Consider the following 25991-nt stretch of genomic DNA (forward strand, 5'->3'; position numbering starts at 1 on the left):
ATGGTTGCCATTATGTTGACGATTTATACCAATTCTAACACTATCAGCGTCAGCTTGATCTAAAATCCTTTTTAAAACCTATTCATTTGATTAATATTCTCTTCAATAAGAAAAGAAAAACAACCAGAATTACAATAGCCTACCCAGTTTTATCAAATTTAAATTGATTGTGATACATTTTACTTACATAAAACACACATTCAAGTCTGGCTACAATTATTTTTTCTGCTCTTCTCTTTTAAATACAAGTTCACTACCTGATGATTCAGCATCCACAAAGTAATAGCCATCAACCGTAAAGCTTTTCAACTCTTCTATGCTAGATATTCTATTTTCAATAATAAAACGGGCCATCAAACCTCTCGCCTTTTTGGCATAGAAGCTAATAATTTTGTATTGCCCATTTTTACAATCTTTGAAAACTGGTGTAATAATAGTAGCGGCAAGTTCTTTTGGTTTTACCGCTTTAAAATACTCATTTGAAGCCAAGTTAACCAAAATATTGTCACCTTGCTCGGTAATAACTTGGTTCAGCTTTTGTGTAATTGCGCTCCCCCAAAACTGATATAAATTTGTCCCACGCTTATTCGCTAGTTTTGTGCCCATTTCTAAACGGTAAGGTTGCATCAAATCCAATGGCTTTAAGAGGCCGTATAGCCCTGAAAGCATGCGTAAATGTGTTTGGGCGTATTCAATATCATTACTGGTTAAGCTATTAGCATCTAAGCCGGTGTAAACATCCCCTTTAAAAGCATAAAGAGCCTGACGTGCATTATCATGAGTAAACGTCGTTGACCACTCTTCAAAGCGTACCGCATTTAAACTTGCAATCTTATCACTGACTTTCATTAGTTTAGAGATATCGAGAGGTGTTAGAGTTTTACATACCTCAATTAATTCTGCGGAATCTGAAATAAAATCAGGCTGAGTAAACACCTCTGTTGGTAATGGTGTTTCGTAATCAAGAGTTTTCGCTGGAGAAACGACGATAAGCATGAGCAAGATATCCCTGTATATTTTTTATATACAAAGATAGTAACGATTAAGATAAAAAAAAGCCACGCTAGGTTGCGTGGCTTTATCTATTTCTTTAATGGGTGAAAGCAATGATCATTTTTGCTCTTTCGTATTATCCCAAATGCCTTCTTCAAGCTGAGAATGTAGCTCTGGGTAATCTTTACTATCAAACGTTGGTACTTTTCCCTCACTAAGCTGCTTATTGTAATCTTTCGCAAGCTTAATGACGGTCCCTGATAATAAAGTAATCGCAATTAAATTAACTATCGCCATTAATCCCATAGATACATCAGCAAGAGCCCATACAGTGGGTAGCGAAGATAACGCGCCAAACATTACCATTCCTAATACAACAATACGGAATATGCCAATACCCGCTTTATGGTTATGCTCTAAGAATATTAAGTTTGTCTCTGCATAAGAGTAATTTGCGATAATAGAAGTAAAAGCAAAAAAGAAAATAGCAACAGCAACAAAAATACCGCCCCAATCACCCACTTGGCTTGTTAGCGCAAGTTGAGTTAATTCAATTCCTGTCACTTCACCATGAGGCACGTACTCACCAGACATCAAGATGATCGCAACCGTAGCTGAACAAATCACAATAGTATCCATAAAGACACCTAGCATTTGTACATAACCTTGTGATGCAGGATGTGGTGGATATGGCGTCGCTGATGCAGCAGCATTAGGTGCAGATCCCATACCCGCTTCATTCGAAAACAAACCACGTTTAATACCATTAATCATCGCTTGTGCAATCGCATAACCTAAACCACCGGCGGCCGCCTCTTGAAGACCAAATGCACTCTTAAAGATCAGCGTAATCACACCTGGTAGTTTTTCAATATTGGTGACCATAATAAACATGGCAATTGCTAGATAAGCCAATGCCATCACCGGCACTATAATTTCAGCGGTACGAGCAATGGTCCTAAAACCACCAAAAATCACAATCGCTGAGATAATAACAATGGCAATACCGACATAAAGAGGCTCCCAACCAAATGCGGTTTGCATTGCACCCACAATCGAGTTGGCTTGAACGGCATTAAAAACCAAACCAAAAGCAATAATTAAAAAGACAGAGAATAATACGCCCATCCAGCGCATCCCTAGCCCTTTCTCCATATAATAAGCAGGGCCACCACGGTAGTTGCCTTCATCATCTTTGGTTTTGTATAACTGAGCTAACGTACTTTCTGCAAAAGAAGTCGCCATACCTAGCATTGCGATTAGCCACATCCAAAAAATAGCACCTGGCCCACCAGCAGTTAATGCAACGGCAACCCCTGCCATATTACCCGTACCAACACGAGCGGCAAGGCTAGTACATAACGCTTGAAATGATGATATTCCTGATGGATCTGATTTTCTGCTGTTCTTCAGTACCGAAAACATATGACCAAAATGGCGGAACTGAATAAACCCTAATCGAACAGTGAAATAGATACCAATGGCAACCAGTAGATATACCAGTACTGAACCCCACAGCAGGTCATTCAGTAAATTAATAAAACTTGTCACGTTTCCTTCTCCGTTACGCTAGTATGTCTTACATTTAATCGTATTAAATGTCCCTACTAACCCCATATTCATTTTCTGTTATTCGCTTTTAATGCTTGAGCTCTCTTTTTATTGCAACTCTATTCATTTATTTGCAGTAAATTTAAATATTTACTCATCTAATGGGATTAGAGAGCTGAATGATGCTCAGTATTTACTAAAAAATCAATAAAAAACAGAGACGCCTCAGTGGTGCTTTGTCTGCAAAGTTAGAATTTAAATTCATTTTTACAACAAAAATAAATCATAAACATATCTTAATCATTAATTATGAACGTCTAAAAACTAAGGTCATTCCTTTACCTGAACTATATTTAAGTCAGTTTAGTGACCGTCACCTCATAAAAAGTTCACCAAAAAGAAACAAATGCGAAACAGTTCAAGGTCATAATTGTTACTCTGTGATACTTAATATCATGCTAAATAAATACTTTACTCTTTGTAATAATTAACTAATTTATAAAAAAACGAGGTGCTTATGGATGGGTACACATTAAATGATTTATTGGCTACGAAAACATCAACAACAAAGAAGAAACAAACAAAGCGCCTATGGCGTGAAATAGAAGAACTTCAAGATCGTCGTCAACTGCTACAAGAATTAAAAGAGTTAGACCCTTTCTTTAAAGGGAGTATCGATTCCTCTATTTTTAAATAAGACTTAAAAATCAAGAAAACATAAAAAAGGAGAGCAACGGCTCTCCTTTTGTTTACTTAAAAATCAACTTATCGAACTTTTTCTGCTAGTTCTAAGAAACGCTTATCCGCTTTACTTCCGAAAACCGGATCCTCTTCTTCACACCAGTTTTTTTCCAACACCTTCCAGTCATCAAGTGTTAAATTTGCCTTTAGAAAAGGAAATATCTCCTTTTCTTCCAACTCAAGGTGTTTTTCAATCCTATGAGTAAACGCTTTTAACTTAGCCTTAAATATTTCTTTTGGAACAATGGCATCATTTAAAATCATCGTAATGGCGATAGAGAACTCTTCAGTTTCATCCGATAGTGTATCGTGCTCTTTCAATAGATTGGTTAAGCTTTCATGTTCACCATACCGATTAATATAATATTGATAAATCATATCTTCTTTTGGATGATGCACTTTTTCAGCTACCGATGATAAATAATCTACACTCTCACGAACTACATTATAATTAATGTTTTTTTCACCATCGAGTCGAACCAATTTATTATTTAATAACTGAATAATACTATTAATGTAACCGTGCTCTTTATAAATACTTTCTATAAGCATCCTGTCCTCCTTTACTATGCAGTGATTACCTTATTTCTATAAGTGTATATCACTGAAATTAGAACACAGGATGCAGTTCAAAGTTTGTACAGTTAACGCGGTGAAATTGGATTCCAATTGATCTCTGATAAGTTCTGCATTTTTAGACATTTATTGGTTTGAGAGAAATGGTTGCATCCAAAAAAACCACGATGGGCAGAAAGTGGCGAAGGATGAGGAGCCCTTAAAATATAATGTTTATTTTCATCTATATTTGCGCCTTTTTTTTGCGCATGAGCACCCCATAACAAGAAAACAACCCCATCATTATGTTCGTTAATATGCTGAATAATAGCATCAGTAAAAAACTCCCAGCCAAATTTAGCATGCGAATGAGCCTTTCCTTCTTCTACAGTCAACACCGTGTTTAATAACAGGACCCCTTGTTTCGCCCAACTTTCTAAATAACCATGGTCAGGGATGATAAAACCATCAATATCTTGCGCTAATTCTTTATACATATTACGTAAAGAAGGCGGAATTTTAATACCGGGTAATACCGAGAAAGAAAGACCATGAGCTTGTCCTGCACCATGGTATGGGTCTTGACCAAGAATAACGACTTTTACATCATGAAAAGCGGTTAAATCAAACGCATTAAAAACATCATCTGCTTGAGGGAAAATCGTTTTTCCTCTCTCTCTTTCGTTCTCTATTTTACTCATCATCGATTGATAGTATGGCTTCTCTTTTTCAGCCGATATCACCAGATCCCAAGTCATTGCCATTATTGCTTCTCGCTTAATGTTCTTAGTTGAGCTATTTCATCTTTCCAGATATCAGGGTTTATAGTTTCTAAGACTAAAGGAATATTATTAAATCGCTCATCTTGCATTATATATTCAAAACAACCCCAACCAATCGTACCTTCACCTAAAGACTGATGACGATCGACTCGGCTACCTAATTCAATTTTTGCATCATTAATGTGCATACCACGCAAATATTGAAAACCAACAATGCGCTCAAATTCAGCAAAGGTATGCTCGCACGCTTCTTTACTGCTTAAGTCATAACCTGCGGCAAAAGTATGACAAGTATCAAGACAAATTCCTACTCGTGCTTTGTCTTCCACTTGATCGATAATTTGCGCTAGATGTTCAAACTTCCAACCTAAATTTGTGCCTTGTCCTGCTGTATTCTCAATAACAGCAACCACATCAGGAACCGCTTGATGCGCTAAATTAATAGACTCTGCAATCAAAGCTAAACATTCATCTTCTGAAATTTTCTTTAAATGACTTCCAGGGTGGAAATTAAGTAACGTTAGACCAAGTTGATTACAACGTTCCATCTCATCAATAAATGCTGCACGAGATTTTTCTAATTTTTCAGTTTCTGGCGCGCCTAAATTAATTAAATAAGAATCATGAGGTAAAATTTGATCACTAGAAAAGCCAAAACGCTTACAGTTCGCTTTAAAATCAGAGATGATCTTATTTGTTAATGGCTTTGCTACCCATTGACGTTGGTTTTTAGTAAATAGAGCAAAGGCATTTGCTCCTATTTGATAAGCTCGTTTAGGTGCTTGATCCACACCGCCGGCAGCTGACACATGTGCGCCAATATATTTCATCTCAGTACTTTCCTTTCAAAATGATCTTCGCACTATTATTACGGTAAACGCTTTATTTGTCAGTAGTTCTCTAATTTACGTTCCTTAAAATCAATAAAATAGAGAAACACAAAATAGATTATTTTGTAGTAAGTTTACTACAAAACAACCTAATACCAACAAAGCAGTAATCCGATAATATCGTGCTACAGACTAACTATATGGTGCTTTGTTGATTTAGAACAATCTTTTTAAGATGAATTAATTATCACTTTTTGTTGTTTTTTGACTTATATCAATATACAAAGTAAGGGTATCATGTATATAATGTGACCCATAAGATATTTACAAAATAACCACAAAGTGGACTAGGAGAAAGTAAAATGATCACAGGTATCCAAATTACTAAAGCTGCAAATGACGATCTTCTTAACTCAATCTGGCTACTAGATAGCGAGAAAAATGAAGCGCGTTGTGTTGTTGCAACGTCAGGTTTTGAAGCTGACCAAGTAATTGCTGCAAACGAGCTAGGCGAATATGAAAGCCGTGACGTTGCAATTGAAAAAGCGCCAAAAATTGAAGGTGGCCAACACCTAAATGTTAACGTTTTACAACGTGATACTTTAGAAGATGCGGTTAAACACCCAGAGAATTACCCACAACTAACTATCCGTGTATCTGGTTATGCTGTGCGTTTTAACTCTCTAACGACAGAACAACAAAAAGACGTTATCGCGCGTACTTTCACTGAAACTCTATAATTTTAGAGTGAATTGAATTCAATAAAAACGGCACTCATTGCTCATGAGTGCCGTTTTTTTATGCGCCTAACTAAATAGTACATATAAAAAATCCCTGGCTTAAAATATTAAATCAGGGACTTATTTTTATCATTATTACTGAACTTTACGTAATACTGCTTTTAATTCATCAAAATCATTAGCAAGATCTTCAGATAATAGTTCCATTGCATTATGTTTTGCTAACGGCGCAGGAAGTTCAAGATCACAACCTAAAATGTCATCAACCACTTCTTTAAATTTAGCAGGATGGGCGGTACATAAGAAAAGCCCTGTTTCGCCTTCATTTAGCTGCTCTTCAAGAATACGATAAGCAATAGCACCGTGTGGTTCACACAAATAGCCTTCAGCATTCATCGCTTTTAAGGTTTCTGAACTTTGCTCATCAGTAACCGCACCTTTTCCAAGAGTCTCTAAACCCCAACCTAATCGCTGGCATAACTCTTCGATTCGTGGCCAGTTATTTGGCTGACTTACATCCATAGCATTTGAGATGGTTGGAATTGTCGTTTTAGGCTCCCACTTACCCGTTTCAAGGTAGCGCGGTACGGTGTCATTAACATTAGTTGCAGCGATAAAGCGTTTCACAGGTAAGCCAAGTGATTTAGCTAATAAACCTGCGGTTAAATTACCAAAGTTACCACTTGGTACTGAAATAACGACATCGCTACGTTTTTCTTTTGGCAGTTGAGATACGGCTTCAAAGTAATAACAGATTTGTGCCATTAGACGGCTGATATTAATTGAATTCGCTGAGTTCAATCCTACTTCTTTACGTAGCTCTGCATCATCAAAAGATTGCTTAACCAATGCCTGACAGTCATCAAAATCGCCATCGATAGCAACAGTGTGGATATTCTTACCCAAAGTACAAAAGAGCTTTTCTTGTAATGGGCTAATCTTGCCTTTTGGATAAAGAATTACGACTTTAATATTATCCATACCATAGAATGCATGAGCAACCGCGGCACCAGTATCACCAGAGGTTGCGGTTAGAATCGTAATCTGTTCATTACCCTCAGTTACCGCCGCCAAAGATTGCGCCATAAAACGGCCACCAAAATCTTTAAATGCCAAGGTTGGTCCATGGAATAATTCCAATGCATATACGCCATCTTTAACGGCATGAATAGGGGCTGGGAATTGAAATGCATTTTCAACCATACTTCTTACCGTATCAACAGGCAGCTCATCACCAATAAATGCGGATAAAATCTTAGTACTACGTGTAATAAAATCGTCAGCTAGAAGCGCATCAACATCATCAAACTTTGGTAATTCTGATGGGAAAAATAACCCTTGATTACGGCCTAACCCTTGGCGTACCGCTTGGCCAAAAGAGACCTGTTCATCATTTTCTTTTATGTTATACAGCTTCATAGTTTACTTCCTGTTACTTGTGAGCCTTGTTTATCTAAACGACAAACATGGACAAATCCTTCATCATTTTGAACATAATTTTCTTGCAACCAACGAGAGACTCTATTTGCTACGTCTTTATCTTTACAGATGCTAAATAGCGTTGGGCCCGAACCTGAAATACCGGTTGTTAGCGCACCAGCAGAAGCGGCGTATTCACGCGCTTGAGAAAAATTAGGTAACAAACGTTCTCGATAAGGTTCTGCCACTACGTCTTTGATCATTTTAGCCGCAAGTTCAGGTTGTTTTGAATAGCAAGCATGGATAAAGCCTGCAAGATTACGACCATGAGCGATAACATCTTGTCGACGATATTGAGACGGTAAAATTTCACGAGCTTCTGCCGTAGATACTTTAATTCCAGGGTATGCCATAACCCAGTACCACTCATCAAAACAAGGGACTTCTTGACTGATAATCCCGAGCTCTTCGACCATTAATTGCAAACCACCAAGATAACAAGGGGCGACATTATCATAGTGAATACCACCAGAGATCTGCCCTTCCATCTCACCCATCAAGGCTAACACTTCCATTTCGGTTAGTGGTTTATCATGAAATAAATTCAGGGCATCTAAAGCCGCAACAATAGAGCAAGCACTTGAACCTAAACCAGATCCAATTGGCATATTTTTCTCTAATACCATATGGATATTTTTTAGCTCAATACCCTTCTTTGCAAGTTCTCTTGCAAACACTCGCCAACAATCGTAAACGATATTGTCTTCTGGATCCTCTGGAAGCTTATCTACAAAGCGACCAGCCGTTGCTAAAGTGAACGCTTCTGAGCCTAATTCAACTAAAACACGATCACCCAATAATGTGCCATCAATCGGAGAAACTGCCGCACCTAATACATCAAAGCCAACACTTACATTACCAATTGATGCTGGAGCATAAACAACAATACTCATTTTTATACTCCTAATTTCCAACCGAGGGTACGCATTAAATCAGAGAAGACGCCAGCAGCTGTCACTTCAGTACCCGCACCATAACCACGTAGTACTAATGGAATTGGCTGATAGTAACGGCTATAGAATGCTAAGGCATTTTCACCATCTTTGATCTTAAACATAGGATCATCACCATCAACAGCAGCGATACGCACCTTACATTTACCTTCTAGGATCTCACCAACATAACGCAGTACTTTCCCTTCTTCTGCCGCTTTTGCCGACTCTTGAGCAAAGTATTCATTCGCTTCTGGAAGACGAGCCATAAACTCTTCAACCGTACCTGAATCATCAAACCCTGGTGGTAAAGCTTGTTCAACTTCAACATCATCTAGTTCAATTTCAAGACCGGATTCACGAGCTAGAATAAGGAGCTTACGTGCCACATCCATACCAGAAAGATCATCTCGAGGATCTGGCTCAGTAAAGCCATTTTGTTTCGCAACATTCGTCGCATCACTTAATGACATACCTTCATCTAACTTACCGAAAATATACGATAAAGAACCCGATAAAATACCATTAAACTTCACCAGTTCATCACCAGCAGCAATCAAATTCTGAAGGTTTTCAATTACTGGTAAACCTGCGCCTACGGTTGTTTCATACATAAACTTACGACGAGTGGCGCGAGCCGCATTACGCAATTGATGGTAAAACGCCATTGAATCTGTATTCGCTTTCTTATTCGGTGTGATGACATGAAAGCCTGCAGATAAGAAATCAACATATTGAGCTGCAATTCCATGATCAGAAGTACAATCAATAATCACTGGATTTATAATATGATTGCGCTGTACTAAAGCGATAAGGCGAGCAAGGCTGAAACCTTCCGTTGTACTATTCATGCGATCACGCCAATGTTCTAGCGGGATCCCTTTGCTATCTAATAATAATCCACGGCTATTAGCTAAACCACAAACTCGGATCTCGATGCCTTTTTCCGCAAGTTTGGGTTGTTGACGTTGAATTTGATCAACTAACTCACCACCAACACCGCCTACACCAACAACAAATACATCTAAAAAATGTTTACTGTTAAATAAATTCTCGTGACAAGCTTTAATTGATTCTGCAATTTTATCTTCTGGAATAACCGCTGAAATAGCACGCTCAGATGAACCTTGTGCAATCGCAATAATATTGACATTAACTTCAGTTAAAGAAGTAAAGAACTGAGAGGCAACACCTTTCGATGTGCGCATACCATCACCAACTAAGGTTACGATTGCAACGTTATCCATGAACTCAACAGGCTCTAATAGACCATCTTTTAATTCAAGCTCAAAAGCTTCTCTTAGTACTTGTTCTGCTTGCGCTTTATCGTCCGCTTCAATACAAAAGCTAATGCTGTATTCTGAAGAAGATTGTGTAATCAATACAATAGAAATACCGGCGGTAGACATAGCGCCAAATACACGGCTCGCCATTCCAACCATGCCTTTCATGCCAGGGCCACTCACATTAACCATTGTTAGGTTATTTAATGTAGTAATACCTTTAATCGCAAGATTGTCTTCACCGGTATCTTGACCAATAAGAGTGCCAGGGCCTTGAGGGTTAAAACTGTTTTTAATTAAGCAAGGAATATGAAATTGTGCAATAGGTGCGATGGTTTTAGGGTGAAGAACAGATGCTCCAAAATAAGAAAGCTCCATCGCTTCTTGATAACTTAATGATTTTAATAAGCGAGCATCATCAACCAAACGAGGGTCACAATTATATACTCCATCCACATCTGTCCAGATTTCACAGCATTCAGCACGAAGACAGGCAGCCAGTACAGCTGCTGAATAATCAGAACCATTGCGACCTAGTGTTACTAGCTCCCCTTTTGAATTACCAGCGGTAAAACCAGGCATGATATTTACATGACCAATGGGTAGCGGTTCATTTCTAAAGTTAAGGGTAGATATATCAACATCAACAGCACCTTCAAGGAAGTCACCGCGCGCATATAGATATTTAACAGGGTCAATCAGGCTAGCCGGCTGTCCTTTTGCTTCAAGAACCGCTTTCATCGTAACGATTGAAATGCGTTCACCTTTACTGATGATTTTTGCGTATACGTTATCAGGGCACATGCCTAATAGGGTGATCCCATGAACGTATTGACGAAGCTGAGACAGTGAATCTTTAAGCTTATTTTCAAGCGTTTTAAGATCAACTTGTGGAAGTGCGGTAGAAATTCCATTAAATAACTGAACAAAAACAGTTTCTAACTCTACGATTTGTAATTCAGCTTCTCCATTGGTTAGAACATTATCTACCACAGAAACTAATTTATTAGTTACCTTACCTGGTGCCGATAAAACAACAGAAACATCTTGCTGCTGTGCATTATTGGCAATGATATCTGCGGCGCGCAAAAAACGATCTGAATCTGCTAATGACGAACCACCAAATTTTAATACTCGCATGACTATCCTCCCTAAAACGAGTGTTACTGCAATATCCTTACTGCATACCTAGCATCATAACCTTTTCAGTTGATAATAAAAGAATGCAGTTAAAAATTAGTAACAAAATTACAAAAAAAAACCCGCTCTGATAATCAGTGCGGGCTTCTTTAAAATACTTATGCGTATCAGCCCACCCCAGCAACCATAGTGCAGGTAATTGTTGTGGTAATAATCATTGAGCTGATAGTGAACATATTAATGAAAACTCTAAATAAATACTTACGATGTACAATAATTACCTTACTTCTCTCTAACAAGTCAATGGGAAATTCCCCAACCGATTTAACAAAAGCAGTAAAAATCACGCTAAGCTATTGATTTAAAATTATTAAATTCACATTTAAATATTTTTAACTTGTTATCAAATTAACAACTCTTTACTCATCAATACACCATTAAGGTCGGCATATATATAATCTCCTGGAGAAATTATTTGAGTATTAATGGTCACGGATACTTGTTGCTCACCCGCGCCTCTTTTTTCTGTTTTAAACGGAGAAGCGCCTAATGCTTTTAAACCAAGAGGCATCATTTTTATCGCTCCAACATCTCTGACTGCTCCAAAAACAACCACGCCTTCCCATTGATTCTGTACTGCTAACGTAGCAACTTGATCACCAAGCAGTGCTTTTTGACAAGAACCGTTACCATCAATGAATAATACCTTGCCTTGTCCATTTGTTTTTAAAACATCTCTAACTAAAGAATTATCTTGATAACAACGTACCGTTACAATTTCACCATAAAAGCACACTTTTCCACCATAATTTTTAAACTCAACATCAATGAGCTGTACTTTATCTTCAAATTGGTCACAAATATCAGGTAATAAATCCATTTCATTTTCTCCTTGTTTGTAAAATCGTTTCTAAAATAACAACATTTGTTAAAGTAATTATCGATAGTTCGCATAAATATTTACAATTATAATATAGGTATGTCCCTCTATTTATAACTACACTGTATTGACATCGGTTGCTATTGACTTAAATCAATAAAATGTATGGAAATAAAAATAGCTTATTGTTAGAGTGGTGTTAAAGGATTAAAATCTCCCTTCTAATGGAGTTTCATCTAATATTTTACAAAATTAGAGCTTTTTCATGTTATTGGGTATATATTCAATAACAACCACCAAGGATGGCGTACCGTTTAGGTATTTACTCTTCATTTGACATTTTAGTCTACTATTGAAGAGTCTATTTCCTATTTGTAAATTTTTTATTATAGAATTAACATTTTTAATTCTACTTTTGACTTTAATCAGTTAGTTAGGTACCGCCCATGCAAACCCCTCAGATCCTAATCGTTGAAGATGAACACGTAACTCGTAATACACTTAAAAGCATTTTTGAAGCTGAAGGCTACAATGTTTTTGAAGCGAGCGATGGCGAAGAAATGCACAAAGTGCTTTCTGAGCAACAACTTAATCTAGTGATTATGGATATCAACCTTCCAGGAAAAAATGGTCTTCTACTTGCTCGTGAACTTCGTGAGCGTGGTGATATGGCTCTTATGTTCCTAACAGGTCGAGACAATGAAGTTGATAAAATTTTAGGTCTAGAAATTGGTGCAGATGATTACATCACTAAACCATTCAACCCTCGCGAACTTACTATTCGTGCACGTAATTTATTAACTCGTTCAATGAATCAAAGTACAACTGTTGAAGATAAGAAAACAGTTGAGCGCTATGCATTCAATGGTTGGACAGTAGAAATTAATAGCCGTTCTCTTGTTAGCCCAAGCGGTGAAAGCTACAAGCTTCCTCGCTCAGAGTTCCGTGCTTTACTTCACTTCTGTGAAAACCCAGGTAAGATCCAGACTCGTGCAGATCTTCTGAAAAAGATGACAGGTCGTGAGCTTAAGCCACATGACCGTACTGTTGATGTGACGATTCGTCGTATCCGTAAACATTTTGAATCTGTAACTGATACTCCAGAAATCATTGCTACGATTCACGGTGAAGGTTACCGCTTTTGTGGTGATTTAGAAGAAGCATAAGATTTCTTCTTAAACCCATCTAAATAAAAATGCCCAGCTATCACTAGCTGGGCATTTTTTATATCTGTATTAATTAATACACCGTATCAATTTGAATATTATTTTCAATGATCCATTCATCATTTACTTGAACAGCAATGTCTAATAATTTAGCTGAATCTAGTGTGTGAAATGATTGACCTGCAATTTCCCACGTATGATTATCATGAACACGAACTTCAAATTCATCATCCGTTAAAACCCATGATTCCTCACCTTGACGCATAACTACTTTTTCAATAGTTAGTTCAGGAGCGATTACTTGCTTTGACGATAATGTCAGTGCCACATTGAACTTACTCTCATCTTCTTCTGAGCCAATCGTCGGCATTTGGTCAATCCATACCGCAGAACTAAGCTGAATTTGAGTGTTCATGATTTCTACTTTATTGTCTTGTTGCCAATCAACTGTAGATTCTGATGTCATTTGACATCCAGATAGTGCCATCATCATTACAGAAGTAAATAGTACCTTTTTCATAGAATTCCTTATTTAGCTTGCTGCTCTAACCAGCTTTTTAATATTTGAATATCATTTTCATATTCATTTTTAATTTCTTCAACCCAATCATCTATATTTTCCCACCATGCAGGAAGATCCGGTGATTGCGCTTTTTGAGCGACTTGCTGAATATGCTTAAGACCAATAGATCCCGCCGCTCCTTTCATTTTATGAGTTTCAAATACGATACCGTCTTGATCTCTTGCCGTCATATTAGTATCCAATATTTGAATGTACTCTTTCATACTTTTTTCAAACATTTCAATACTGGCATATACTGGTTTAGTTCCAACAATATCAATATAAGACTCTAACATTTCTATATCGAGTAAACGATCTATCAGTTGTTCATTATCTAATTGCTCTTGTGTTTTGACTGGCTGTTTTAATTTCTTTTTAAGCTCTTTCTTATCTGACATTGAAAATAACTCAAGAACCTCTGTCAGTGCTTTAACACTTAATGGTTTACTGATCGCTTCATCCATGCCTTTTTCAAAATACTCATCTTTTTCTTTTAAAAGATTAGCCGTTAATGCCACCAGAGGAGGCAACTCATCAAATTTTTCTCGTAATGCCTGAGCAACATCAAACCCTGTCATATCTGGTAGTTGAATATCAAGTAATGCCAGGTCATATTTCGTTGGGTCAAATTGCTTTAAAGCATCTTCGCCACACATAGCAACCTCGACAGTGTGTCCCAAACTTTCTAGCAATGAACGAGCAACCGTGACATTTAGCTCTATATCTTCCAACATAAATATACGCAATGATTTGGCACTCTTAACTTCAGGCATTGCCTCCTCTTCTTCAACATGATCAATTAAAGGCACATTAATCGTTACTATAAACGTACTACCAAAGCCAATATCACTGGTTACTGTAATATCTCCGCCCATCAAATTAATTAACTCTTTAGATACAGCAAGCCCAATACCTGTACCTACCGCATGTAAATTATCTTTACCTTGTTTCACTTGATAATACATAGCAAAAACATTATCTAATTCAGATTCAGGGATACCAATGCCAGTATCTTCAACTTCAAAGGTTATTTCCGCATTATCTTGACCAATATCCGCACTAACTGACAGGACTACGCCACCTTCTTTAGTAAATTTAGTCGCATTACCAATCAGATTCCAAAGCACTTGGCGCAATCGAGTACTATCTACAATAATATGGGGAGGCAAAACACTTAGTCTTTCCAAATCAAAACGAAGACCTTTTTGTTCTGCCATTAGTCCTGATATATTTTCCATTTCAGTAACAAAACTAAGGAAATCAAGAGGCTTAGGCAGGAGTTCTAATTTTCGACGATCAAATTTATCCATATCAATGATGTCGTTAAAGATATTACCAAGAGTGATCGCACTGACATTAATGGTTCTCATATAGTTATGTTGTTCATCATCAAGGCGAGTATCTAACAACATACGACTTAAACCAACAATGCCATTTAATGGAGTACGTAACTCATGGCTAATGGTTGAAATAAAAGTGGTTTTATCACGGCTGGCTTTTTCTAGCGCCTCTTCGTAACTTTTACGGTCGGTGATATTTCGACCAAAACCGACTAAACCAAGATGGCGTCCACCTTTACTATAAAATGGGATCTTACTTAATTCAAAGCATGCTTTTCGCCCATCAGGATAATCAAGCCATTGTTCGTAAGTTAAAGCTTGATTACCGGTTAGTACCTGTCTATCCGTATCTATAACTTTTACAGCGACTTCTTCGTTGTAAACATCTTTAGGCGATAGACCAATCAATTCTTTCTCTGTTTTACCGATAAGATCTTCCATTGCTTTATTGCAACCAGAAAATAAGCCGGATTCATTACGATAATAAATGATATCTGGAGAGGTATCTAAGTAGGAGCGTAACAATGCCGTTTGTTCCGCTAATTCTAATTGTGCTTTTTCACGTTGAAAAACTTCATTTTCAAGATCTTCCATTGCTTCTTGTCGAGCATCTTCTGCTTTTTCTCGTTCTTCAATTTCTTGATTTAGCTTCTTTACGTTGCCTTGTAATTTTTTATTTAAATCCAAGTCACGCGTACGCATTTCTTCCATTTTACTGACTAATTTAGACAATCGTTGGCGAGAATCCTCTAAATGTTCAACAACAACGGAGAGGAAAAAAACCGCCCAAGGCGTGATTAATAAACCAAAGAAAACAGAACGAACAATATCTAAGTCTGTCACTTCCCCACTCAAGAAAAGTGTAACCCCGACTTGAACGATAACAGCTAGCGCCACTAAGGCTATAGCGAGTAAGAGACTAAAACGAACGATGCCAAGTCTCACCATGAGATCGACATAAAATTGCGCGAGAATTTTTAACTGCTTCATAAACACACCCTGATAGTATTCAGCTAAATAATATCAGGGTTAAGTCTATTTGAGTTATTTTTTCAGTATTGGCTGGGTATATTTGAAGGGTTGGTTAATCAAAGAGCCTTGTGCTCCTTTTTTATTTAATGCCATTCCAACATTAGTTAATCCTAACCAACGAGGTTCACACCACAAAGGAGAAAGTAACGTTGGTCTTCTTGCGGTAGCAGACACACGGTGATAAACCACTTCAGGTGGCGTTAATCGAATAATTTCACAAGCAATATCAACATAATCATCCATTTCTGGCGCTTCAATTTTTCCTGCTCGCCATGCTTTCGCCATCGTACTTCCTTCAACAATATGCAAAGGATGTAATTTAAGTCCGTCTGTTCCGGTCTCGAGCACTTTCGCTAACGTTGTTCGGTAATCATCTCGAGTATCTCCTGGCAACCCCATAATTAAATGAGTGCACACCTTAATACCAAGCGATCTGGCTTTTCGAGTAATAACATCATAACAAGCAAAATCATGACCGCGATTAATTCGTTTTAACGTTTTATCATTGGCCGTCTGTAATCCAAGCTCTAACCAAACCTCATAACCCTCATCAACATATCCCTTCAATAAGTCTAGCACCGCATCAGGTACACAATCTGGGCGCGTACCAACACATAAGCCAACAATGTTTGCTGACTTAAGTGCTTCTTCGTACATATTTTTAAGTACTTGAACTTCAGCAAAGGTATTTGTATAAGCTTGAAAATAAGCAAGGTACTTTTTAGCACGCTGCACTTCCCCTGCTCTATCAGTCAATTGGTCATGGATTGATTTAAATTGTTCTGTCTCATCAGAAAAAGAGGCAACATTACAAAATGTGCACCCACCTTTACCTATGGTCCCATCTCTATTTGGGCAACTAAAACCACCATGAAGCGTCAGTTTATGTACTTTCTCGCCATAGCGACGTTGTAAATCTTGACCAAATGTATTTGCTAATTCATGAAGTTGCATTGCGATAACCAATTAAGTAAATCAAGCACTTAGTTCACAAATAAAAAGAAGTCTCACTTCTATTTATGAAAGTTGCTAACTCGTTTGTAAAAAAAGACCGTAAATAATATCTAAATAAACCATTCCTAACTCTAATTTATATCAATAAAAGACGCATAAAGTGGCGATTTAATCGTTAAAAAGCCCATTTATTATAAATACTTATTCATTTTGAGTAAAAAAAGTGAAGATTACGTGTAACTTTCGTTGGTATTTAATATGACAAAAATGTAGGATAGTTACATCGTTAAATAGATTAATTTGCCATCAACACGAATGTTGATGTGTTTCGATAGTGGTATCTACCCTCAAACCACAAATACAACGGATAAAACTGTATTTGATTGATATCACAATGGATGGGTTAGTTTGCACGTCATAATAAGTGATGCCAGCAAACACCAGAATGGATTCAAACTTGCTACCTCTTGAGGCTAACTCACAGCAAGTTCGATTTGAAAATTAGCAAAGGACTAGACAGAAACTTACGTAGAGAAGTTGTGTCTGCATAATACTGGAAGGATGTATCTATGGTAGATAGAGAGCAGAGTACACAGGGCATGTATACTCCTGAATTGGAGCATGATGCGTGTGGTATCGGTTTTGTCGCTCACCTTAAAAACCGTAAATCTCATGATGTGGTTACTCAAGCACTTGATATGCTTGCTCGTATGGAACACCGTGGTGGTCAAGGCTGTGATCCATGCAGTGGCGATGGCGCAGGTATTCTATTACAAAAGCCACATGAGTTTTTATTAGAAGAAGCCGTTAAACTAGGTATCAAGCTGCCTTCTTTTGAAAAATACGGTGTCGGTGTTGTCTTATTCCCTAAAGACGAACATAAACGTCAACAATGCAGAGATATTTTAGAGCGTAATGCTCAACGTCTTGATTTAGAAATCATTGGCTATCGCGTTCTTCCTGTCGATAATTCAATGCTAGGCGACGATCCCCTAAGTACTGAGCCTCAATTTGAGCATGTATTTATTTCTGGTGGCCCATCAATGACCCCAGAAGAACTTGAACGTAAATTGTATGTTCTACGTAACTACACCGTTCGAGTATGCTTGGAAAGTATTTCTAATATTGGTGATGATTTCTACATCAACTCTCTATCGTACAAAACACTTGTTTATAAAGGTCAATTAACGACTGAACAAGTTCCACAGTACTTCCTAGACTTACAAAATCCAACGATGGTGACGGCATTAGCGCTGGTTCACTCTCGTTTCTCTACGAATACTTTCCCTCGCTGGCGTCTGGCTCAACCATTCCGTTACATTGCTCATAATGGTGAGATCAACACAGTTCGTGGCAACTTGAACTGGATGAAAGCGCGTGAAGCTATTATAGAGTCTGATCTCTTTAGCCAGCAAGAAATGGATATGCTGCTTCCGATTTGTCAGGAAGGCAGCTCAGATTCATCGAATTTCGATATGGCGCTAGAACTGCTTGTTCTTTCTGGCCGTAGCTTGCCACACGCATTAATGATGATGATCCCTGAAGCGTGGCAAGAAAATAAAAACATGGACCCTACCCGTCGCGCGTTCTATCAATACCACGCGAACGTAATGGAACCTTGGGATGGCCCTGCGTCTGTTTGTTTCACCGATGGTGTTCAAGTAGGTGCAACACTTGACCGTAATGGTCTTCGTCCTTCTCGTTATACCGTGACAAAAGATGACTTCCTTGTGATGGCATCAGAATCTGGCGTTGTAAAAATAGCACCAGAAAACATTGAGTTCCGTGGTCGTCTACAACCTGGTCGTATCTTTGTTGCTGACTTAGAACAAGGCCGTATTATTTCTGATGAAGAAGTAAAAGATGGCATTGCGAAATCACAACCTTATGAAAAATGGGTTGAAGAGAATCTTCTAAGCTTAAATAAACTGCCTGAAGCAACAAACCAATACAGCCAGCCTTCTCCTGAGCGCCTACTCAACCGTCAACAAGCGTTTGGTGTTACCTCAGAAGAAGTGAATGAGATCATCCTACCATTAGCGAAAACGGCTTATGAGCCATTAACTGCAATGGGTGCCGATTGGCCACTAGCGATCCTTTCTCATCAATCTCAGCATTTATCTAACTATTTTAAGCAGTTGTTTGCCCAAGTAACTAACCCACCGATCGACCCGATCCGTGAGCGTATGGTTATGTCGCTAAACACCTACTTAGGTAAAGACCAAAACTTACTTGCTGAAACGCCTGAGCACTGTCAGAAAGTCGAGCTTGAATCACCGGTTCTTTCTAACTCTGAGCTAGAAAAACTGCGTGCTATTGATAACGAACATCTACAAGCAAAAACACTGGATATCGTTTTCCAAGCCAATGAAGATTCAGGAAAGCTTGAGCGTGCACTTAAACGTATCTGTCAGTATGCTGAAGACGCCGTCGTTGATGGTTACTCTATCATTCTACTAACAGACCGCGCGGTAAACTCAAACCACGCTGCTATCCCTGCAATGCTTGCCGTTGGTGCGGTTCATCATCACCTAATCCGTAAAGGGTTACGTGCTAAGTGTGACATCGTGATTGAAACGGGCGATGCTCGTGAAACTCATCACTTTGCAACCTTGGTTGGCTATGGCGCAAATGCGGTTAACCCATACCTAGTGATTGAAACGATTGTTGAACTTCAACGTGTTAAAAAGCTAGATCCGACGGTACATCCAAAAGAATTGTTTGATAACTACCGTAAAGGGGTTAACGGCGGCCTACTTAAGATTTTCTCTAAGATGGGCATTTCAACACTGCAGTCATACCATGGCGCTCAAATATTTGAAGCACTTGGTATCAGTAAATCAGTGGTTGATAAATACTTCACCGGTACCGTTTCTCGTATCCAAGGTCTAACGATTGATGATATCGCCAAAGAAGTGCTAATTCGTCACCGTGTTGGTTATCCAACTCGTGAGATCCCAGTTCAAGTGCTTGATGTGGGTGGTGTATATCAGTGGAAACAACGTGGTGAGAAGCACCTGTTCAACCCTGAAACTATTTCTCTACTTCAAGAATCAACGCGTAATAAAGATTACGGTCAATTCAAGAAATACGCGAAAGCCGTTGATGACCAAGGTGATGATGCAGCAACACTGCGTAGCCAATTAGATTTCATCAAAAATCCAGCTGGATCTATTCCTTTAGAAGAAGTAGAACCTATTGAGAAAATCCTAAAACGTTTTGCTACTGGTGCAATGTCGTTTGGCTCTATCTCACACGAAGCTCACTCAACACTTGCTGTTGCTATGAACCGTATCGGTGCTAAATCTAACTCAGGTGAAGGTGGTGAAGACCCGATTCGTTTTGAGAAAAAAGACAATGGTGACTGGGAACGTTCAGCAATTAAACAAGTGGCTTCTGGTCGTTTTGGTGTGACATCTTACTACCTAACTAACGCTGATGAGCTACAAATTAAGATGGCTCAAGGTGCGAAACCTGGTGAAGGTGGTCAACTACCTGGTGATAAAGTCGATGATTGGATTGGTGCAACACGCCACTCAACTCCTGGAGTTGGTCTAATTTCACCACCACCACATCATGATATTTATTCAATCGAAGATTTAGCACAGCTTATTTACGATCTGAAAAACGCCAACCGTAAAGGCCGCGTTAACGTTAAGTTAGTATCTGAAGCCGGTGTTGGTACTATCGCCTCTGGTGTAGCTAAAGCAAAAGCAGACGTCGTTCTTATCGCAGGTTTTGATGGCGGAACGGGGGCATCACCAATGTCTTCAATTCGTCATACTGGTCTTCCTTGGGAACTTGGTTTGGCAGAAACACACCAAACACTACTGAAAAATGGGTTACGTAACCGTATCGTTGTTCAGTCTGATGGCCAAATGAAAACACCTCGAGATCTTGCAGTAGCAACACTTCTTGGTGCTGAAGAGTGGGGCGTAGCAACTGCTGCTCTTGTTGTTGAAGGCTGTATCATGATGCGTAAGTGTCATAAGAATACCTGCCCTGTTGGTATCGCAACACAAAACAAAACACTTCGTGAGCGCTTTGACGGTCGCGTAGAAGACGTGGTTACTTTCTTCCAGTACATGGCTGAAGGTCTACGTGAAGTAATGGCAGAACTGGGTTTCCGCTCTATTGATGAAATGGTTGGTCAATCTCATAAACTGAAAGTTCGTGATGATATCGGCCACTGGAAATACAAAAACTTAGATTTATCTCCTGTACTGCACGTTGAACAACCTCGTGCTGAAGATGGTATTTTTAATCAAATAAAACAACAGCATAACCTTGAAGATGTATTGGATCGCAAACTTATAAAACTTGCCAAACCAGCACTCGAAGAAGGTAAACCGGTTAATGCAGAATTTGATATTCTAAATACTGACCGAAGTGTCGGAACGATGCTTTCAAATGAAATATCTAAAGTCTATAAAGATCACGGATTACCGCAACCAATGAACGTGAAGTTCAACGGCTCTGCAGGCCAAAGTCTAGGTGCTTTCCTTGCTAAAGGCGTGAAATTTGAAGTCGAAGGCGATGCGAATGATTACTGGGGTAAAGGCTTATCTGGCGGTACGCTAGTGCTTTATCCAAACGTAAAATCAACGATTGTAGCTGAAGATAACATTGTTGTAGGTAACGTGTGTTTCTACGGCGCGACTTCTGGCGAATCTTATATTCGCGGCATGGCTGGCGAGCGTTTCTGTGTGCGTAACTCAGGCGCAAAAGTTGTCGTTGAAGGAGTGGGTGACCACGGTTGTGAATACATGACTGGCGGTGTCGCACTAATCCTTGGCTCTACAGGTCGTAACTTTGCGGCAGGTATGAGTGGTGGTGTTGCCTATGTTTGGGATAAGTCTGGTGATTTTGAATCGAAACTCAATTCTGAACTTGTTGACCTAGACCCTATTGAACAAGAAGATAAAGATCTTCTATTAGAAATGCTAACTAAGCATGTTGAATTCACAGGAAGTGAAGTTGCTCAGTCTTTCCTAGATAACTTTGAAGCAAACTTGGCCTCTCTGGCTAAAGTGATGCCGCGTGATTACAAAGCGGTTCTTCAAAAGCGTAAAGCTGAAGCACAACAGGCACAAACGGAAGAAGTGGAGGCAGTATAATGGGTAAGCCTACTGGATTTTTAGAACATGGTCGTGAGCTACCAAAGAAACTCGACCCAACAGTTCGAATTCAAGACAATAAAGAATTTGTATTGAATGATGAATTTGCTGACAAGATTGGTACACAAGCATCACGTTGTATGGATTGTGGTGTGCCGTTTTGTCACAACGGTTGCCCTATTGGTAACATCATTCCTGAGTTTAATGATGCGGTATATCGTGATAGCTGGGAAGAAGCGTGGAAGATCTTAAGTTCAACCAATAACTTCCCAGAGTTCACCGGCCGAGTGTGTCCTGCTCCTTGTGAAAGTGCCTGTGTTCTTGGTATTAACCAAGACCCAATCACTATCTGTAATATCGAAAAAACGATTGTAGAAACCGCGTACCGTGAAGGGTACGCGCAACCTAAAAAACCTCGTTCTCGTACAGGTAAAACAGTTGCTATTATCGGTTCAGGTCCTGCAGGTTTAGCCGCAGCAGAACAACTAAACAGTGCAGGCCACTCTGTAACTGTATACGAACGCGATGAAAAAGTCGGTGGTCTACTACGCTTTGGTATTCCTGACTTCAAGTTAGGCATGGATATCATTGATCGTAAAATCAACTTAATGGCTGATGCCGGTATCAAGTTTGAAGTTAATGCTCATATTGGTGTCGATATTAATGCACTGCAATTACGCCAAGACTTCGATGTCGTTCTACTCACTGGTGGCTCTACAGTACCAAGAGATCTACCCATTCCAGGACGTGAACTCAATGGCGTTCACTTTGCTATGGAATTCTTAGGTCAAAACAACCGTCGTGCTAATAACATGGATCTTAAAACTAAAGAGATCCATGCTAAAGGTAAGCATGTTGTTGTTATTGGTGGTGGCGATACGGGTTCTGACTGTGTTGGTACGTCGAATCGTCATGGTGCAACAAGTATTACTCAGGTTGAGATCATGCCGATCCCACCAGAGAAACGCCCTGCGAATATGCCTTGGCCTCAATACCCAATGATCATGAAGACAACTACGTCTCACGAAGAAGGCTGTGAGCGCCACTGGAATATTCTAACCAAAGAATTCATCTCTGATGATGCTGGTAATGTGACAGGTCTTCGTATTGCTGACATCGTTTGGCAAGATGCAAAACCAGGTGAACGCCCAGGATTTGATGAAGTCGCTAATAGTGAGCGAGTGATCCCTTGTGATCAGGCATTCTTAGCGATGGGGTTCTTACATCCAGAACCAACGGGTGTATTGGCTCAGTTAGATATCAAACTTGATGATCGTGGCAACGTAGCAACCGATGGCTATGCAACCAATCAAAAAGGTGTTTTTGTCGCGGGTGATATGCGTACTGGTCAATCCCTGATTGTTCGTTGTATTAATGAAGGCCGTGAATGTTCTAGAGAAGTTGATGCTTACCTTATGGGTAACTCGAATCTAGAAGCAAAAGCGGATTCGCTAATGCTATCAGCATCGTAGTTTTTGAAATAGATTAATTCAGGTTTCCTTCCGAACCTTTGGCCAACATTTCGATGTTGGCCTTTTTTGTTCTAATGTATAAAACAAAATACAACAACATACTGACTTGTTCTATATTACTAATATCCATAATTAAAATTAGCGTTTATTACTTATGAAAAAACCAATAACTTGTATCTTTATAGTACTAGCATTATCAGCTTGTAGCCAAAAGGCAGATATCACAATGGATAAATCAACAAAACTGTGTGGAAACAAACCTAATTGCGTTTCTACTCTTGAAAATCGTGAGACATTTTCTATCCCTTCTTTTACTCTAACAAATACTGCAAATACCCAAAATATTGCCGCAGCAGCGCTGCAACTAAAAGGTGCAAAAGTTGTTTTTACCGACAATGACTATGTACATATCGAATGTACGAGCTTAGTTTTTCGATTTGTTGATGATTTAGAGCTACGAATATCAGGAGATACACTTATTGTTCGTTCTGAATCACGAACAGGGCACTCTGACTTTGGTGTAAATAGAAAGCGAGTTGAGCAGCTAAGAGAGATTTTATTAAAAAAAGGACTTATTTCTAAATAAAGACCGCCAATAAAAAGCCCTTACTTAAAAGGGCTATCTTAAAATCACACAGAAAAAGGATACTTAATCGCCTCATGGCTTTCATAGCCAATCACTTCAAAATCATCCATAGTTACCCATGTTTCTAAATCTTCTAATGATTTAATCTTAGGGTTTATTTTAAAGATTGGAGCCTTCAATGGCTTACGCTTTAACTGAACTTCTTTCATCAACTCAAGCTGATCTTCATAGATATGGCCATTAACGATCTTATGATAGGCCTTACCTGCTTTATGCCCTGTAATTTGAGCCACAATAGCCAACAGAAAATAGACTTGAACCATATTGAAATTAAGGCCTAGCGGAACGTCACACGAACGTTGAGTACTATTTAAGTACAATGTATCACCTAATAGTGAAAAGTGGTGTGAGTACATACACGGGCGTAAGCAGCCCATATCAAACTCACCAGGATTATAGAAATTTAAAATTTCACCACGGTCGTCAATACCATTGCTTAAATCATCAATGATTTTTTTCAATTGATCGACAAACTCACCATTTGGTTTTGCCCACGAACGACCTTGAACCCCATATACTCGGCCCATGTCATCTTCACCTTTTCGGTGAGCGCTATTGAGCCAAACGTCGTTTAGGTTCGCATTCGCATCCCAAGTTTTAGTACCTATTTTGCGGAAATCTTCTGCGTTATCATAACCGCGAATATAACCAATCATTTCAGCAACGGCTGATTTCCAGAAACTCTTACGTGTCGTTACTAATGGAAACTCACCATTGGCAACATCATAGGTTAAATCGGCATTAATCACCGTCAAACAGCGCTTTCCAGTGCGTTCGTTTTCAATCCAGTGACCTTCATCAACAATGCGTTGGCATAAATCTAAATACTGCTTCACGGTCATGCTCTCTAAAATTGGCTTAAAAAAATGGCCTCAAACGAAGAGGCCATTACTATAAATCGTTATTATCGCTATTCTAGCGTATTTTTCTTAGTTTGTTTATTTTGCTTTTTGTTTAGATTTCTCTGACTTAGTACCACTATTCTTCAAATCAGTCGCAAAAAGATTACGCTTAAATGCCCAAATCATCATCAACAGACCACCTATCACCATTGGTAGTGACAGTATTTGTCCCATTGAGATCCAATCGCCAAATAAACCTAATTGTGCATCCGGTTGACGAACATACTCAACTAAGAAGCGGAATGTACCGTAACCAAATAGGAATAAGCCAGAGACTGCGCCTAATGGACGAGGTTTACGAATAAACCAATTTAGAATTAAGAATAAAACAACGCCTTCAAGTGCAAATTCATACAGCTGCGATGGGTGACGAGGGAAAGGTCCACCTGTTGGGAATACCATCGCCCACGGCACGTCAGTAACACGGCCCCATAGTTCACCATTCATGAAGTTACCAAGGCGACCAGCCCCTAAACCAAATGGCACTAATGGTGCGACAAAATCAGCAATGGTAAAAAAGCTACGATTATTCTTATAACCGTACCAAAGCATTGCGGTGATCACACCAAGCAATCCACCATGGAAAGACATTCCGCCTGTCCAGACTTCAAATAAGTACAGTGGGTTATCTAAGAAATAACCGAAGTTATAAAATAAAACATAACCAACACGCCCGCCAATAACGACCCCTAGAAAGCCAGCAAAAAGAAGATCACTGACTTGATCTCTCGTCCAGCCACTGTTCGGCTTATCTGCACGTTTATTTGCAAGCCATAAAGCAAACATAAAACCAAAAAGATACATCAAGCCATACCAACGCACTGCTAATGGACCAATTTCAAATAATATCGGATCGATATGTGGGAAGTTTAAATACCCCTGACTCATGACTAC

20 protein-coding genes are annotated in these 25991 nt (G+C 38.9%); 6 read left to right on the top strand and 14 right to left on the bottom strand.

The annotated features are described in order from the left end of the window. Nucleotides 1-216: 216 nt before the first annotated feature. Nucleotides 217-996, bottom strand: coding sequence for a peroxide stress protein YaaA (yaaA, locus tag A6E03_RS02095; RefSeq protein ID WP_065594008.1), 780 nt, complete (start codon nt 994-996; stop codon nt 217-219). Between the two features lie 114 nt (nt 997-1110). After that, on the bottom strand, nt 1111-2544 hold the full coding sequence (locus tag A6E03_RS02100; protein WP_065594009.1) for a sodium:alanine symporter family protein: 1434 nt from the start codon (nt 2542-2544) through the stop codon (nt 1111-1113). A gap of 517 nt (nt 2545-3061) precedes the next feature. On the opposite strand from A6E03_RS02100, the gene A6E03_RS02105 reads away from it, so the two are divergent. Next, the gene (locus tag A6E03_RS02105) at nt 3062-3241 is read left to right on the top strand and encodes a DUF3545 family protein (protein ID WP_065594010.1); all 180 of its coding nucleotides are present in this window, start codon (nt 3062-3064) and stop codon (nt 3239-3241) included. A 68-nt stretch (nt 3242-3309) separates the two neighbouring features. Here A6E03_RS02105 and A6E03_RS02110 read toward each other — a convergent pair whose 3' ends face one another. The 3 genes from A6E03_RS02110 to nfo form a co-directional block, all read right to left on the bottom strand. Next, nucleotides 3310-3837 (bottom strand): hemerythrin domain-containing protein, encoded by a 528-nt coding sequence (locus A6E03_RS02110; protein ID WP_065594011.1) that lies wholly within the window; start codon nt 3835-3837, stop codon nt 3310-3312. Nucleotides 3838-3929: 92 nt separating this feature from the next. Continuing rightward, nucleotides 3930-4604: a uracil-DNA glycosylase gene (ung, locus tag A6E03_RS02115; RefSeq protein WP_065600090.1), complete on the bottom strand. Its 675-nt coding sequence runs from the start codon at nt 4602-4604 to the stop codon at nt 3930-3932. Further along, nucleotides 4604-5452 carry a deoxyribonuclease IV gene (nfo, locus tag A6E03_RS02120; protein WP_065600091.1) on the bottom strand — a complete coding sequence of 283 codons (849 nt, stop codon included), beginning with the start codon at nt 5450-5452 and terminating at the stop codon, nt 4604-4606. The genes ung and nfo overlap by 1 nt, the downstream gene beginning before the upstream one ends. Before the next feature lie 362 nt (nt 5453-5814). On the opposite strand from nfo, the gene grcA reads away from it, so the two are divergent. Beyond that, on the top strand, nt 5815-6192 hold the full coding sequence (gene grcA / locus A6E03_RS02125; protein WP_060991789.1) for an autonomous glycyl radical cofactor GrcA: 378 nt from the start codon (nt 5815-5817) through the stop codon (nt 6190-6192). 135 nt (nt 6193-6327) lie between these two features. On the opposite strand, the gene thrC is transcribed toward grcA, so the two are convergent. The 4 genes from thrC to A6E03_RS02145 all read right to left on the bottom strand — a co-directional run bounded on the left by thrC (nt 6328) and on the right by A6E03_RS02145 (nt 11906). Further along, nucleotides 6328-7611 (bottom strand): threonine synthase, encoded by a 1284-nt coding sequence (gene thrC, locus A6E03_RS02130; RefSeq protein WP_065594014.1) that lies wholly within the window; start codon nt 7609-7611, stop codon nt 6328-6330. Beyond that, entirely contained in the window at nt 7608-8564 is a 957-nt protein-coding gene (gene thrB / locus A6E03_RS02135; RefSeq protein WP_065594015.1) for a homoserine kinase, read from the bottom strand. The genes thrC and thrB overlap by 4 nt, the downstream gene beginning before the upstream one ends. A 2-nt stretch (nt 8565-8566) precedes the next feature. Beyond that, the gene (gene thrA, locus A6E03_RS02140) at nt 8567-11026 is read right to left on the bottom strand and encodes a bifunctional aspartate kinase/homoserine dehydrogenase I (protein WP_065594016.1); all 2460 of its coding nucleotides are present in this window, start codon (nt 11024-11026) and stop codon (nt 8567-8569) included. 403 nt (nt 11027-11429) lie between these two features. Beyond that, nucleotides 11430-11906, bottom strand: a complete 477-nt coding sequence (locus tag A6E03_RS02145) for a putative 4-hydroxy-4-methyl-2-oxoglutarate aldolase (RefSeq protein ID WP_065594017.1) — start codon at nt 11904-11906, stop codon at nt 11430-11432. A 446-nt stretch (nt 11907-12352) separates the two neighbouring features. Here A6E03_RS02145 and arcA point away from each other — a divergent pair, with 446 nt between their 5' ends. After that, nucleotides 12353-13072 (top strand): two-component system response regulator ArcA, encoded by a 720-nt coding sequence (gene arcA, locus A6E03_RS02150; RefSeq protein ID WP_065594018.1) that lies wholly within the window; start codon nt 12353-12355, stop codon nt 13070-13072. 73 nt (nt 13073-13145) lie between these two features. On the opposite strand, the gene A6E03_RS02155 is transcribed toward arcA, so the two are convergent. Genes A6E03_RS02155 through A6E03_RS02165 form a run of 3 tightly spaced genes read right to left on the bottom strand, consistent with a single transcriptional unit; the run spans nt 13146 to nt 16960 of the window. After that, nucleotides 13146-13592, bottom strand: coding sequence for a hypothetical protein (locus A6E03_RS02155; protein ID WP_065594019.1), 447 nt, complete (start codon nt 13590-13592; stop codon nt 13146-13148). Nucleotides 13593-13600: 8 nt separating this feature from the next. After that, nucleotides 13601-15964 carry an aerobic respiration two-component sensor histidine kinase ArcB gene (arcB, locus tag A6E03_RS02160; protein WP_065600092.1) on the bottom strand — a complete coding sequence of 788 codons (2364 nt, stop codon included), beginning with the start codon at nt 15962-15964 and terminating at the stop codon, nt 13601-13603. 54 nt (nt 15965-16018) lie between these two features. Then, nucleotides 16019-16960, bottom strand: a complete 942-nt coding sequence (locus A6E03_RS02165) for a TIGR01212 family radical SAM protein (RefSeq protein WP_065600093.1) — start codon at nt 16958-16960, stop codon at nt 16019-16021. 569 nt (nt 16961-17529) lie between these two features. Here A6E03_RS02165 and gltB point away from each other — a divergent pair. The 3 genes from gltB to A6E03_RS02180 all read left to right on the top strand — a co-directional run bounded on the left by gltB (nt 17530) and on the right by A6E03_RS02180 (nt 24135). Then, nucleotides 17530-22077 (top strand): glutamate synthase large subunit, encoded by a 4548-nt coding sequence (gene gltB / locus A6E03_RS02170; protein WP_065600094.1) that lies wholly within the window; start codon nt 17530-17532, stop codon nt 22075-22077. Next, a complete protein-coding gene (locus A6E03_RS02175; protein ID WP_065600095.1) occupies nt 22077-23549 on the top strand; it encodes a glutamate synthase subunit beta in 1473 nt (490 codons plus the stop codon). The genes gltB and A6E03_RS02175 overlap by 1 nt, the downstream gene beginning before the upstream one ends. 154 nt (nt 23550-23703) lie before the next feature. After that, nucleotides 23704-24135 carry a DUF1499 domain-containing protein gene (locus A6E03_RS02180; protein WP_065594024.1) on the top strand — a complete coding sequence of 144 codons (432 nt, stop codon included), beginning with the start codon at nt 23704-23706 and terminating at the stop codon, nt 24133-24135. Nucleotides 24136-24179: 44 nt separating this feature from the next. Here the strand turns inward: A6E03_RS02180 and A6E03_RS02185 are convergent, their stop codons facing one another. Both A6E03_RS02185 and lgt read right to left on the bottom strand, forming a co-directional pair. Then, a complete protein-coding gene (locus tag A6E03_RS02185; RefSeq protein ID WP_065600160.1) occupies nt 24180-25031 on the bottom strand; it encodes a thymidylate synthase in 852 nt (283 codons plus the stop codon). A 102-nt stretch (nt 25032-25133) separates the two neighbouring features. Further along, nucleotides 25134-25985 (bottom strand): prolipoprotein diacylglyceryl transferase, encoded by an 852-nt coding sequence (lgt, locus tag A6E03_RS02190; protein WP_065594025.1) that lies wholly within the window; start codon nt 25983-25985, stop codon nt 25134-25136. Nucleotides 25986-25991: the final 6 nt, after the last annotated feature.

This window comes from Aliivibrio sp. 1S128 (assembly GCF_001691065.1).
GTDB lineage: Bacteria > Pseudomonadota > Gammaproteobacteria > Enterobacterales > Vibrionaceae > Aliivibrio.